The following is a 13,530-nucleotide window of genomic DNA, read 5'->3' as shown; positions in this document are numbered from 1 at the left end:
GCGATAGCCTGGTATGATCGCGTGATTAAATCATCGCAGCAACGATAACTTGCTGAGGCGATTATAAGACTTGTAGCGAGGGTTTTGGTGAGGGAAAAAATGCAGCTCTGTTGCCTGTTCCGTTCACCTTACATGTCTTGCTACTTTGTCATATCTGAACTCGTGAACGTGCTAAGGGGGCTTATCGTGTATGAACCGGTCACATGGGTAACACTTTAAACCGGGCACATGGGTAACAGGTTATAACAGTACGGTAAACATCTGACGGAGGTTTACCGTGCCCTGGACTGAGACTGTTACCATGCAACGTTTGCAGTTTGTCGCGGCCTGCCTTGAAGGCAACCTTCCAGTTGCCGAGGTATGCCGCCGCTTTAATATCAGCCGTAAGACCGGTTACAAGTGGCTGGCCCGTTTTTCACCGGATGATGCAGCCTCCCTGGCTGACCGCTCCCGGGCGCGCCATCACCAGAACTCAACCCCTGAACCCATGGTGCAGCTGTTGCTGGACACTAAACAGCAGCACCCGCTATGGGGGCCGGAGAAAATCAGGCAGCGACTGCTTAACCTGAATATCATCTGCGTGCCTGCGGCCAGTACGATTGGAGAGCTGTTTCGGGTTCACGGGCTGGTTAAAAAGCGTCGGCCTCCGGCTTTTAAATCCACACGTCCTCATGAACTACATACTGTCGTCCACCCCAATGAGGTCTGGAGTGCCGATTTCAAGGGTAAATTTACTCATACCGGCGGGCGCTGGTGTCATCCTTTCACGCTGACCGACAACTGTAGCAGGATAGTGCTGGCGTGCGATGCCACCTATATGCCTGACGGCCGGTTTGTCATTCCCTGCCTTGAACGGGTGTTCCGGGAATGCGGTATGCCGCAGGTGCTGCGTACGGACAACGGACCGCCGTTTGCCGGTGCTGGCCTGTGGGGGCTGAGCCAGATGTCCATCTGGCTGATTAAATGTGGTGTCCTGCCGGAACGTATCCGGCCGGGTAAACCCACGGAGAACGGGCGGCATGAGCGGATGCACCGGACCCTGAAGGATGCACTAAAGCGGCATACAAAGTTCACGTCCCTGGAAGAGCAGCAGGCCTGGCTGGATGCCTGGCGTAGTGAGTTTAATGACATTCGCCCCCACAAGGCGCTGGGCGGAAAAACACCCGGCTCGGTCTGGTATCCGTCAGAGCGCATCTTTACCGGCCCATGGAAGGCAATGCCGGTACCGGATGAGGCACGGACATTACGCGTCTCAGTAAAAGGCGATTTATGCTTTAACAGTACCCGGATATTTTTATCGGAGGCGCTGAGGGGAGAATGGATATGGATGAAGCAGGTCGAAGAAGATCTGGATGAGATAGGATTTGGTGAACTGATACTGGCCCGGTACGACAGACGAAATCATCGTATAATCCGGGCCGATTAAGTCAAAAAGTGTTACCTGTGTGACCGGTCAGATCTGTAACCCATGTGACCGGTTCATACAATCGCCGCCCCCTTAGCAATCCCGGCTCCCGGCAAGAAAATCGCCGCTACGCGGTCCCCTCGTCTTATGCCTTCCGGCTGATCGGGGACGGGCGGAGGTAACGTCCCTGTAAATCCGCCCTCGCCGCGCATCCATGCGCGTCGCCCCGGCCTACAGCCAACGACTCAGCGATTTACAGCCGGACCACGTCGTCGCGGTAATTTATGTATCAACCTTGACCTGGCGGTTGCTGAATAGTTTAAAAATGAATAAAGAGTTTTTATGCCACATCTATCCACCAGCCTGACGCGCGTGTTCCAGGGTCTCGTCACCCTGCTCCTCACGCTCCTCGGGCTTTTGCTCGTCACCTTTGCGCTCTCCGCGTTCTCTCCCGTCGATCGCGTTTTACAGATCGTCGGCGATCACGCCAGCCAGTCCACCTACGATCAGGTGCGCCATCAGCTCGGGTTGGATCAGCCGCTGCCCGTGCAGTTCTGGCACTATCTGCAAAATCTCGCCCACGGCGATTTAGGGATTGCCAGCGCGACAGGGCAGCCGGTGTTGCAGGATCTGCTTCACGCATTCCCTGCCACACTGGAGCTTGCCACGCTGGCGCTGATTATCGGCTCCGTTCTCGGTGTGATCGCGGGAGTGCTGTGCGCGCGCTTTGCCGGCTCGCCGCTCGATTTAGCCCTTCGCACGCTAACGCTGCTCGGCAATTCGGTGCCCATTTTCTGGCTCGGGCTGCTGATGCTGGCGCTGTTTTACGCGAATCTGCAATGGAGCGCCGGACCCGGCAGGCTGGATGATATCTGGCAATATACCGTCGAGCCGCGCACCGGATTTGCGCTGATTGATACGTGGCTGTCAGGCGACAGCGCGGCGTTCAAAAACGCGGTCAGTCATCTGGTGCTGCCGGTGCTGCTGCTGGCCTATTATTCGTTAGCAAGCATCACCCGATTGACGCGTTCAGCGTGCCTGAGCGAAATGAATAAAGAGTACATCCTGCTGGCGCGCGCCAAAGGTGCCGGGGAGATGACCATTCTGCTGCGCCATGTGCTGCCGAATATTCGCAGTACGCTGTTCACCGTGATTGCGCTGTCGTACACCAGCATGCTGGAAGGCGCCGTGCTGACGGAAACCGTCTTTTCCTGGCCGGGTATTGGCCGCTACCTCACCACCGCGCTGTTCGCGGGCGATACGACCGCCATCATGGGCGGGACGCTGGTGATTGGCGTGTGCTTTGTGCTGATTAATAACCTCACTGACCTGCTTGTGCGGGCAACCGATCCCAGGGTGCGCTAATGCCGTTTTATCTTTTCTTGCGCCGCCTGCGCCGCTCTCCCGCTGCGTTTTGCGGGCTTATTGCTATCGCGATTTTAGTGTTCATCGCCCTGTTCGCGCCGTGGCTCGCGCCGCTGGATCCCAACTGGCAGGATGCGGCTTCGCGTCTGCAAGCGCCGAATAGCGCCCACTGGCTTGGCACCGACAGCTATGGTCGCGATCTGCTTTCTCGCCTGATTTACGGCAGCCGTCCGGCGTTGGGGTTGGTCGCACTGGTCACCGTTATCACCCTGCCCGCCGGATTGCTGATCGGGATTCTTTCCGGGTATTACGGCGGCTGGATAGAGCGCGTGCTGATGCGCTTTACCGACGTGGTGATGTCGATGCCGCGCCTGATTCTGGCTTTTGCGTTCGTCGCTATGCTCGGTCCAGGCCTGGTAAACGGCGCGCTGGCGTTAGCACTCACTACCTGGCCGGCGTATGCGCGTCAGGCGCGAAGTGAAATTCAGCGTCTGCGCCACAGCGATTATCTGGCTGCCGCCGAGATGATGGGAATTCGCGGCGGGAGATTATTGCTCGGGCACATTCTGCCGCTGTGTTTACCCTCTGCGATTGTGCGTCTGGCGCTCGATCTGGCAGGGATTATTTTGGCTGCAGCCGGGCTGGGTTTCCTCGGTTTGGGCGCGCGTCCGCCGATGGCCGAATGGGGAGCGATGATCGCCGACGGCATGCAGGTGATTTTCGACCAGTGGTGGATTGCCGCCATTCCGGGCGGCGCGATTTTGTTCGCCAGCCTGGCGTTTAATTTATTGGGCGATGGCCTGCGCGACATACTGGAGCCGCATCATGACTGAACCCCGCGTTATCGTCGACGCGCTGAATATCGACTACCCCGCCGCGCGCGTGGTCAACAATCTCAGCTTTACCTTGGGCAAAGAACGGCTGGCGCTGGTGGGCGAATCCGGTTCGGGCAAATCCATGTCCGCCCGTGCATTAATGGGGCTGGTGCGCCAGCCTGGCGTGGTGAGCGCTCGCCAACTTAACGTGCTGGGCAACGATCTGCTGACCCTGAATAACCGTCGCTGGCAGGCGCTACGCGGCAACGGAATTGCAATGGTGCTTCAGGATCCGCGCTACGCGCTCAATCCGGTAAAAAACGTTGCGGCGCAGCTCGAAGAAGCACTCACCCTGCATCAATCTTTGTCGCGTAAAGAGCGGGCGGAACGCGTTCGCGAGATGATCCACGCCGTCGGGCTAAACGATGCAGTATTGTCCCGTTACCCCGGCGAGTTATCAGGCGGCATGGGCCAGCGGGTGATGATCGCCATTGCCCTGATGAATAACCCGAAGGTGCTGATTGCCGATGAGCCAACCTCTGCGCTTGATGCCCGGCTGCGCAATCAAATCCTTGAGCTGCTGGTGCAGCAGTGCGAACAGCGCCAGATGGCCATGCTGCTGATCAGCCACGATTTACCGCTGGTGGCGGAGCACTGCGACCGGGTGCTGGTGATGTATCAGGGTGAAAAAGTCGATGAAATGGCGGCGAATCGCCTTTCGCAGGCCACCCATCCGTACACCCGCACGCTGTGGACCTGTCGGCCCAATGCCAGTACCTACGGGCAAATGCTGCCCACGCTGGATCGCACTCAGACATGGGAGAAGTCGAACAATGGCGCTCGTTGAAGTCAGTCAGTTACAGGTCGCGTTTGGCGAGAAAATGGCGGTGTCCGCAGCAAGTTTTACCATTGAAAAAGGCGAAACGTTTAGCCTGATCGGCGAATCCGGCTGCGGCAAATCAACCCTTCTTCGCGTGCTCGCCGGTCTCCAGCGCCAGTGGAGCGGCAGCCTCTCGCTGCTGGGCGAACACCTGAAACCCGAAGCCCGTTTCACGGGCGCGCTGCGTCGCAACGTGCAGATGGTTTTTCAGGACCCGTGGGCGTCGCTGCATCCAAACCATATGATTTCGCGCACGCTTTCGGAGCCGTTAAAAATCCACGGCGAAACGCAGATTTCGGAAAAAGTGGCCGAGGTGTTAGAGCAGGTTGGGCTTGCGGCAGATGCAGCGAAGCGCTATCCGCATCAGCTCTCCGGCGGCCAGCGCCAGCGCGTTGCCATCGCCCGCGCGCTGCTGCTTCGCCCGCAACTTTTGCTGCTGGATGAGCCGACGTCAGCGCTGGATATGTCGGTGCAGGCGGAAATTCTCAATTTACTCAACCGCCTGAAACAGCAGCACGGTATGACCTATTTGCTGGTGAGCCATGATGCAGACGTGATCGCGCATATGTCCGATCGCGCGGCGTTTATGGCCCACGGGCAAATTCAGCAGGTGTTTGATCGCCAGGCCATGCTTAACGGTGAACATCGCATGGGCTAACGCGTTGCCTTCAAGCCGGGCAGGTTCAGCCGCCCGGCTTTCTTTATCCCCCAATCACCTTTCCCGTTTCCCTTAAACCGGTTTCCGATCGCAAGACGAAAATTGGTAGGCATTTTGATAACTATTTACAATTGTAAATGATATACATTTTCATTATCATTTTTCGTTACGTAAGCAACTGTAAAGAAAAATGACATGATCACCTCAACGCTAAAAAAAACCACCTACTGTGCGCTGGCCCTCTCAATGGCGATCCACTCTGGCGCAGTGTTCGCTAAGCAATTCACCGATAAGGATTTTCAGTCGCAACCGCTGGGGCATGGCGTTTACGAACTGGCATATGATAACGCGCAAAAGGCGCTGTACGCGGCGTCCGCACCCTCTTTTGACGCAGACAAAAAGGCCGGTCTGGTTTTCCTTCTGAATGCCGATTCCCTGCAGATCGATCAAAAAATCGCGACTGAACGCCGCACCTTTGCCGTCGCTCTGGATGAAGCAAATCACATTCTGTATCTCGGTAACGCGATGGAAGGGTCAGTCACCCTGCTTGATACTCGCACCAACACAGCGATCAAAACCATTCAGCTAAGTGATGATTCAAATCCAGATCGAAAAGCGCACGTGCGCGAAGTGGTGCTGGATAAAAAACATCATCGTCTGTACGTCTCCGGAATTGGCAGCAAGGGCAAAGGCCTGCTGTGGGTTGTCGATACGCAAAAACAACAGCTTGCAGAGACAATTGAGAAGCTAGAGCCCGTCGGCTTTGCGGTGGATGAAGTGGGTGACAACGTTTACGTGGTGACCGGAACTGGCGAGCTGGTTACGCTCGACGGCAAAACGTCCAAAACCCTCAAACGCGTCAAGGTCGATCCTGCTGACCCTGAACATTACTTCCTGAATATTGCCCTGAACACGGCCAAAGGTGTGGGCTATATCGCCGATACCAACACCGCTGATGTGCTGGTTGTCGAACTGGATTCCGGCAAGCTTATCCACCGTATCCCTTCGCCGAACTCCATCGCCGTGGTTTATCACCCTGCGCGCAACGAGATCTACGTTACCCACCGCAACGCTCACCAAATCAGCGTTGTCGACGCGAACAGCTATGCCGTGAAACACACCATTAAAACCGCCGCAATGCCTAACAGCCTCGTGCTCTCTGCCGACGGCCAAACGCTGTATGTCAGCGTTAAACAGGACGAAAAAGCGAAAGAAGCGGATTACGTGCTCAAGATTGATTTAACCCAATTCTAAGGATTCTGTTGTGATAATTCAGACACGCACGGCGGTGGCGGTTGCGCTCGCCCTGACCGCCTCCCCGGCCGCTGTTTATGCCGCAGAGAACGCACCACTCAATGAAGATCAGATTGTGGTCACCGCGACCGGTTTCAGCCAGGAACGCCGCGAAGCCCCGGCAACCATTTCTGTCGTCAATGAAAAGGAACTTAATACCCGCTCGAATCAGAACGTTACGGAAGCGCTTCGTGAGATGCCGGGCGTGCTGGTCGGCAATGGCCACGGAAGCCTGGCAACCGGTGACGTACAGATGCGCGGCATGGATTCCACCTACACGTCGTACATGGTCAACGGCATTAAACAAGCCACCCGCGAATCGCGTCCTTACGGACACCATATTGGGACAGAAGCGGCCTTTATGCCGCCAATCGCGGCCATCGAGCGCATCGAAGTGATCCGTGGGCCGATGTCTTCTCTGTATGGTTCTGACTCCATTGGCGGCGTGGTCAACGTCATCACTAAAAAAGCCTATAACCTGGAAACCTGGACTGGGGTGCTGGAAAACAACTATTTCCTGCAGGAAAAGAGCGAATACGGTAACACTAACCAGACCAATGCCTTCTTAATGGGCCCGATTATCCCCGGCAAGCTCGGCGTCAGCGTGGCCGCGGATTATCTGGATCGACGTGATGATGACAGCCAGTCGGATGAACGCTTTGTGAAGCATGAAGCCGGAAATCTGGATGCGACGATCGCCATGTCACCGACCAATACCCAGCTGTGGGATCTGAACGTCACAAAAGGTAATCAGGAAAAATCACATAACAATAAGCAATGGTATTGGGGCTTTGACCGCGATGCGGCATCGCTTTCCCAGCATGCGTGGTATGGCGATGATTTGCTGGAAGTGAAGAACTACATCAGTTACGAAAAAGCCAAAACGGAATATCGCGTCCCGGGGATGAGCTCGCAGTTTATCGAGCAACGTAACGTTGAAGCCAACAGCGCGAACACTTTCTCGCTGGGCGATCACAAGCTCACGCTTGGCGCAAACTGGACGCGCAATGAGCTGGATGACACCTTTGGCATCGAGGACAAAGAAGCGCCTGGCGTCACGCCGGTCAGTAAAATCACCCGCAATGGTTGGGCGCTGTTTGCCGAAGATGCGTGGATGATGGTGCCTGACTTCACGTTGACCACCTCCGCTCGTCTGGATCACGACAGCTATTTTGGCTACCACGTTACTCCAAAGCTTTACGGCAACTGGACTATTGACGAAAACTGGGCGCTGAAAGGCGGCGTGTCTGCTGGCTATAAGAAACCGGATTTACGTGAGAATAATGAAGGCTTTACCAGCGTTTATGGTCGTTATCCCTATTCAGAAATTAGCATCGGTAATGACGATCTGAAACCCGAACAAAGCGTTAATACCGAGATGGGCGTGTACTGGCAGCAAGATGCGCTGGCACTTGATGCGACCCTTTTCTACACCAAATTCAAAGACAAGATCAGCGACAAAACCATCTGTACTCAAACCGCCACGCAGAAATGTCAATACAACGGTTATGTCGCGGAAAGCGTTTTCCAGTACTTTAACGTCAGCGATGCGGAAATCTATGGTATTGAGCTTAACGGTGACTGGCAGGTGACCGCCTCACTGAGAGCCAACGCCAACTACACCTACACGCACAGCGAGCAGAAAAGCGGTGATTATAAAGGCTATGCGCTGAGTGACTTCCCGACCAGCATGGCTAACGTTTCACTCACCTGGAACGTGCTGAACGATCTGGAGTTGTGGACCAAATCAAGCTGGCGCAGCAATTCGCCGGACATTGGCAAATCCAGTTCGACAGAAGCTTATGCGCTGGTGGATTTGGGGGCTCGCTACCATCTGAATAAGAACATCACGCTGATGACCGGGATTAACAACCTGTTCGATGCTAACCCGATTTACACCACCACATATAACCAGTCGGCGCTGCTGGAAGGCCGCCGTTATAACTTAGGCGCTCGCTACGAATTCTAACCTCCCCTCTCCCCTCTACCGGAGCCCGATGGCTCCGGTATCCTCTTTACCCGCTAAAAAGACTCAACCGCGCACGATTCTGGAAGACGCCTCGCAAACCAAAAAGTTACCTTGTGTAATGCCTTTTCTTTGCCATTTCAGGGTCGTAAAGTGCGTGCATTGCGGCACATTCGCAATCGGGTGTAGGAACCCAGACTTCACGATACGACAATGTTTGTCGCAACAGTGCTTGTCCCATTAAAATCATGGCGGCGCTGGTGGAGCAGCCGAAAAGCTGGCCGTTTTTATCGTGTACGGTATTCCTACCTCCGTCAGCGCTACCATCCCTGAGCGTCGTAACTCGTGTGGTGGTCAGGAGATATTTACTCAAAAGGAAAACCACATGGCGATTATTCCAACTTTGCCTACTTCACAATCCGCTGACAGTTTCACTCATCAATTGCTTGCGCTGTCGCTTCCCGCCTCCGCCGATTCACTGCAGATCGCCGACGCCTGCGCCGCGTTTGTCAGCGTCCTGGTTGAAACCGACGATGCAGAAACACGTCGTGCGCTGTGCGGCCGTTTGCTGGATGCACTCGGTCAGCTGCATGCGCTCTGCGATAGCGATCTCTCGCCTTATCTTGTTAAGCATCTTCTTGAAGGCGAAAAAATCGACTCCTGCGCGCCGGACTGCTGGCAGAACACCGCCACACAGGTGGAATATGCGCAGGCGTTAGTGCAGGCTATTCAGGGGGGAACACTTTCTGCAAGCGTAGAGAAATCGTTAACAGGATTGCTGCACGATATGGTCTGGCTGCTGGCGGAGTTTGTAAGAGAGTCGTCTGTCACGCAGGCGGCCTGATAGCCACTCCCGCGTTCAATCAGCGGTGCCGAAATTCTGCACACGTTTGCAGCAGGATTTCGGCACAGGTCAGCCTGAAGGGGTTCAGAGATTGAGCATTTTTACCGTGGCGTCGATGTCTATCTCATCGGCGGTGAAAATGAGCGTCGAGCCCTGGAAGGTGGTGATCGCCAGTTTTTTCAGCGAGCGCATTTCACCCGGTTTGGCACCAGCAGATTTCGGGCTGATGCTGCTCATCAGGATGCCCACTGACAGCACGGCGTTCTGTTTATCAATGCGGGTTTCAACAGGCACTTCTTCGCTATACACCACGAAGGACTTGATGGACGTGAGCTTGATTTTCTCGCCAGCGATATAGATGTATTTGCTTTCGGGTATGACTTTCACCGCAAACGCCGACAGCCCTTTATTATTGGTCGTCGGTTCGAACGTCACGGCGGCATCTTTTTTGATAAGCTCTGGGTTGGCGACCTTAATCACATGAAAATAACGGTTATCCCCGTTTTCATCTTTGATAAATCCAAAACCTTTGTCTTCAAACCAGGTTGTGATTGTTCCGTTCATCGCCATTACCGCCTAATTAATCGTTCATCATCTCAATTTTTGCAGCGCGCAGTTTAAAGCACAATGCCTGCGCAGACCACGCCTTTGGCTTAAGTGTGGACAATAATTTTCTGCTGCGCGAGGGGATAGCCTTATCAAGAAGGCGACAGTCCGATTCGCCAGTCGGCTGAAAAATGGTTATGATCCGCTCCCACTCGTCATCCGGACAGCCCGATGTCTACCCTTCTCGATACCTTTATTGCCCCGCCGTGCCATGACACGATAGAGATCCTCTATCAGGATGAGCATCTGGTGCTGATCAATAAACCCAGTGGACTGCTGAGCCTTTCGGGGAAAAATCCGCAAAATCTCGATTCGGTGCATTATCGGCTGGTAAAGATCTTTCCTGGCTGCACGCTTATTCATCGGCTGGATTTCGGCACGTCCGGGTTGATGGTGATCGCCCGCAACAAGGCGATCAATGCCGCACTCTGCCAGCAGTTCAGCCAGCGTACCGTGACCAAAAAATACAGCGCTCTGCTCTGCGGGCATTTCGAGAACAATGAAGGCGTGATCGACGCGCCGATAGCCAAAGATCCGGCACTGTTCCCGCTGATGTCGATTTGCGCCATCACCGGCAAGCCTGCTCGCTCCCGCTATCGGGTCATTGAGCGTTTGTATCGTGCAGGGGAAGACGGGACGGAATTGCCGCTGACGCGAGTTGAGCTGACTCCAGAGACCGGGCGTACCCATCAACTGCGCATTCACTGTCAGCAGTTGGGCCATCCGATTCTGGGCTGTGATCTGTATGGCGGTCTGCTACTGCCAGGGACCGAAGAGACGCCACGGCTGATGCTGCACGCCAGTGAACTGCGCTTTGTTCATCCCATCAGCAAAGAGACGATCAACGCGCAAAATGCCAGTCCGTTTTAAACGCGAAGATAAGACTCACGCTGCGCCGAAAGCGATTCGGCGCGGTTTTCAGGACAGACAAAAATGTGTGTTTCGCGGACTAGCGATGTGATGCGCACATTCAATAAATGCGACTTACCACATCAAATCGTCAGGCACTTTAAAGTCAGCATACGGATCTTCTTCGTCCTGCTCTTCCTGACTCAGCGCACTGTTTAACACAATGCTGTTCGCATCGCGCTGGGCAATTTTATCGGCCACGACCGCAGGAATAATGGCATATTCGCTCTCGCCATTTTTATCCGTGGTCAGACGCGCAATCGCCAGGCGACCGCTGATCAACTGCGCCTGCGTAGTCTTATCGACAAACACTTTTTTAATTAAATTACCGTCGGTGAAGTTAAAACCAATCTCACCCTTTGCATCGGTAATTTTATTCATTTCAATAAGCTGTTTAACCTGAGCTTTATATTCTTTCGATAACACAGCCAGTTTTTGCTGTTCGCTCAGCTGTTTATCACGCTCAAGCTGTGACTTTTTATTTTCTTCCACAGCCTCTCTTGCCTCACGGGCCTGAACGCGAGACTTTTTCGCGGTTCTCTGGACTTTGGCCATTTTTTTGCTGGTGACCAGACCCGCTTTTAGCATCTGCTCTTGTAAGGTAAGTTTTGTCATTTTCGCTTCTAAACCTGGTGAATAATGCGTGGGATTATACCTGCTATTGTGGAGACTGTACCACTTTACAGGACCCGTGCGCGCAGCAGCTTTCGGAATGCCGGGCGCGAATGGCGCGCGTCAGGCTCTGTTTTTTCCGCCATCGGATTGCCAGTAAAGCGGCGTACCGAACGCTTCGACGAAGTAATCAATCACCGCCCTGACGTTCAACGGCGGGTGACGCGTATGGGGATAAATCGCGGCAATACTCTGCGGCTCCGTCTTAATTGAGGTCTCTCTCTCCGGCAACAATGCCACCAGCTCACCGCGCTGTAACCGCTCGCCAATCAACCAGTCCGGGAAAAGCACGATGCCCATTCCCCCCAGCGCCGCGATGAGCAGCGTTTCCGCATTATTGGAAGACAACAGCGGAGTAACGGGATAATGCACCCACGCCCCACCCGGTTGACGCGCCAGCCAGCGGTTTGGCCCGGAAGATCCGCGATAGACAAGGCATTGATGTCGAGCCAAATCGGCGGGCGCTGTGGGTGCACCATGCTTTTGCACATACGCCGGTGACGCGGCCAGATGGTAAAACTGCTGGCCGAAAACACGCGCGTGGAAGGAGGAATCCGTCAGCTCACCGATGCGAAAAATCACGTCGGCAGCATCCTTGTGCGGATCGATATAATCGTCCGTCAGCGTCAGATCCAGGTTCAGTCGGGGATAGCGTTCTGCCAGCGCGGGCAGCCAGGGGGCGACATGCCGCTGCCCAAAAAACACCGGCGCATTCATGCGGATCAACCCGGACGGCTCACGGGTGCGTTCATCGAGTTCACGCCGCGCGTCCTCCAGGCTCCCCGTCACGGTTCGCGCATAGCGGACGAAGAGATGGCCACTTTCAGTCGGCATCACCGCGCGGGTATTGCGATAGAAAAGCTGCTGGCCGATCGCATCTTCAAGCTGATGAATAACGCGCGAAACCTGGGACGCTGAAATCCCTTCGCGCCGCGCCACCACAGAAAAATTCTGCGTCTCATACACGTCAATAAACAAGCGTAGCCAGCGGATACTGATGTTAGCGAAATCGTACATTGATGCATTTCCTGCACAGGTGTTTATCGCATTATGGCATTTTTCTCATGGATGTTTCGCCGTAGTCTTCCCGGCTCAACAACGTGAGACGGTATGTTATGCAACTTGTATTAATTCTAATGGTGATCGCGGGCGGCATGGGGTTGTCCGTAGAAGCAGGCTTGCTGGGGCCGCTGGGCGGCGAAGTCGGTGATTTATGGGCAACGTTCAGCGTGTTTGGCGTCGGTGCGGCGCTGACCTTTCTGCTTATGCTTTTTTTCAGCCCGCGCAACAGCCCGTCATTTTTCGCCCAACCGTCGTGGCAGCTCCTGGGCGGCGTGCTCGGCCCGGTCTACGTCATCATTCTGACCGTCGCCACACCCGCGATTGGCGTGGCGATGACCATGATTGGCGTGCTGGCCGGTCAGGTGTTTAAGAGCCTGATTATCGACCACTTCGGGCTACTCGGCACGCCGCATCGGAAAATTGACATTAAACGTATCATCGCACTGATATTTATTATCGCTGCGCTGGTTTTAGTGGCTCAGGGATAACGGAACAGATGACGATTATTATGATTATTTTGGCTGTCATCGGCGGCGCGATGCTTAGCATTCAGGCCGCCATCAATGGGCAGTTGGGCAGCCGAGTTGGCGTGTTCAAGAGCGCTTTCCTGACGTTTTCCGTCGGGGCGTTGATCACTGGCTTGCTGATTTTCTTCTTCGAATCTCCCCACAGCGTTAGCCTGCTGGACGTGCCGAAATGGCAACTATTGGGGGCGATGTTCGGCGTGCCGTACATTGTCATCATGGTGCTCGCCGTGCAGCGCATTGGTACTGCGGTCACCACCGTCGCCGTTATTTTCGGGCAATTGACCATGAGTATGCTGATCGATAACTTTGGCTGGCTGCACAATCCGTCGATTCCGTTTTCGATGACCCGTCTGGGTGCGATTGTGTGCCTGGGCCTCGCGCTGTGCTTTATTTACGCCAGCAACAAAACCAAAACAGCGCCAACGAAAAAGTCACTGCGCGACATCGCGACGAACGAATAATCACGTTTGACAGGCAAGTGATAAATAGAACTCTACACTTAGGAAAACGCGCAAAACCGGGACGACA

Annotated in this window: 14 protein-coding genes; 11 read left to right on the top strand and 3 right to left on the bottom strand. The window is 54.7% G+C overall.

The genetic code is table 11. The features are described from left to right. Positions 1-277: 277 nt before the first annotated feature. The 8 genes from I6L74_RS13755 to I6L74_RS13720 all read left to right on the top strand — a co-directional run bounded on the left by I6L74_RS13755 (position 278) and on the right by I6L74_RS13720 (position 9,226). The gene (locus I6L74_RS13755) at positions 278-1,426 is read left to right on the top strand and encodes an integrase core domain-containing protein (RefSeq protein WP_059180804.1); all 1,149 of its coding nucleotides are present in this window, start codon (positions 278-280) and stop codon (positions 1,424-1,426) included. Positions 1,427-1,747: 321 nt separating this feature from the next. Then, complete coding sequence (locus I6L74_RS13750) at positions 1,748-2,770, top strand: ABC transporter permease (RefSeq protein WP_059178017.1); 1,023 nt, start codon at positions 1,748-1,750, stop codon at positions 2,768-2,770. Beyond that, positions 2,770-3,603 (top strand): ABC transporter permease, encoded by an 834-nt coding sequence (locus I6L74_RS13745; protein ID WP_059178016.1) that lies wholly within the window; start codon positions 2,770-2,772, stop codon positions 3,601-3,603. The genes I6L74_RS13750 and I6L74_RS13745 overlap by 1 nt, the downstream gene beginning before the upstream one ends. After that, on the top strand, positions 3,596-4,432 hold the full coding sequence (locus I6L74_RS13740; protein ID WP_059178015.1) for an ABC transporter ATP-binding protein: 837 nt from the start codon (positions 3,596-3,598) through the stop codon (positions 4,430-4,432). Before I6L74_RS13745 ends, I6L74_RS13740 begins: the two co-directional genes overlap by 8 nt. Beyond that, entirely contained in the window at positions 4,419-5,123 is a 705-nt protein-coding gene (locus tag I6L74_RS13735) for an ABC transporter ATP-binding protein (protein WP_059178014.1), read from the top strand. Before I6L74_RS13740 ends, I6L74_RS13735 begins: the two co-directional genes overlap by 14 nt. 195 nt (positions 5,124-5,318) lie before the next feature. Next, complete coding sequence (gene yncE / locus I6L74_RS13730) at positions 5,319-6,377, top strand: 7-bladed beta-propeller protein YncE (RefSeq protein ID WP_059178013.1); 1,059 nt, start codon at positions 5,319-5,321, stop codon at positions 6,375-6,377. A 10-nt stretch (positions 6,378-6,387) separates the two neighbouring features. Next, positions 6,388-8,385: a TonB-dependent receptor domain-containing protein gene (locus tag I6L74_RS13725; protein WP_059178012.1), complete on the top strand. Its 1,998-nt coding sequence runs from the start codon at positions 6,388-6,390 to the stop codon at positions 8,383-8,385. Positions 8,386-8,767: 382 nt separating this feature from the next. Next, positions 8,768-9,226, top strand: a complete 459-nt coding sequence (locus tag I6L74_RS13720) for a hypothetical protein (protein WP_059178011.1) — start codon at positions 8,768-8,770, stop codon at positions 9,224-9,226. 84 nt (positions 9,227-9,310) lie between these two features. On the opposite strand, the gene I6L74_RS13715 is transcribed toward I6L74_RS13720, so the two are convergent. Next, complete coding sequence (locus I6L74_RS13715) at positions 9,311-9,796, bottom strand: cold-shock protein (RefSeq protein ID WP_059178010.1); 486 nt, start codon at positions 9,794-9,796, stop codon at positions 9,311-9,313. 207 nt (positions 9,797-10,003) lie between these two features. Between I6L74_RS13715 and I6L74_RS13710 the strand changes: the two genes are divergently transcribed. Then, on the top strand, positions 10,004-10,702 hold the full coding sequence (locus tag I6L74_RS13710) for an RluA family pseudouridine synthase (protein ID WP_059178009.1): 699 nt from the start codon (positions 10,004-10,006) through the stop codon (positions 10,700-10,702). Positions 10,703-10,816: 114 nt separating this feature from the next. Here the strand turns inward: I6L74_RS13710 and I6L74_RS13705 are convergent, their stop codons facing one another. Further along, positions 10,817-11,356, bottom strand: coding sequence for a DUF2058 domain-containing protein (locus I6L74_RS13705; protein WP_059178008.1), 540 nt, complete (start codon positions 11,354-11,356; stop codon positions 10,817-10,819). A gap of 120 nt (positions 11,357-11,476) precedes the next feature. Beyond that, positions 11,477-12,430, bottom strand: coding sequence for a LysR family transcriptional regulator (locus tag I6L74_RS13700; RefSeq protein ID WP_059178007.1), 954 nt, complete (start codon positions 12,428-12,430; stop codon positions 11,477-11,479). A gap of 98 nt (positions 12,431-12,528) precedes the next feature. On the opposite strand from I6L74_RS13700, the gene I6L74_RS13695 reads away from it, so the two are divergent. After that, positions 12,529-12,963 carry a DMT family transporter gene (locus I6L74_RS13695; protein ID WP_059178006.1) on the top strand — a complete coding sequence of 145 codons (435 nt, stop codon included), beginning with the start codon at positions 12,529-12,531 and terminating at the stop codon, positions 12,961-12,963. Between the two features lie 8 nt (positions 12,964-12,971). Continuing rightward, positions 12,972-13,463, top strand: a complete 492-nt coding sequence (locus I6L74_RS13690; RefSeq protein ID WP_059178005.1) for a DMT family transporter — start codon at positions 12,972-12,974, stop codon at positions 13,461-13,463. The last annotated feature ends 67 nt before the right edge of the window (positions 13,464-13,530 follow it).

Source organism: Lelliottia amnigena, assembly GCF_019047465.1.
GTDB lineage: Bacteria > Pseudomonadota > Gammaproteobacteria > Enterobacterales > Enterobacteriaceae > Enterobacter > Enterobacter amnigenus.
Note: the sequence above shows the minus strand (reverse complement) of the source record. Positions and strands in the feature narration are given on the sequence as shown.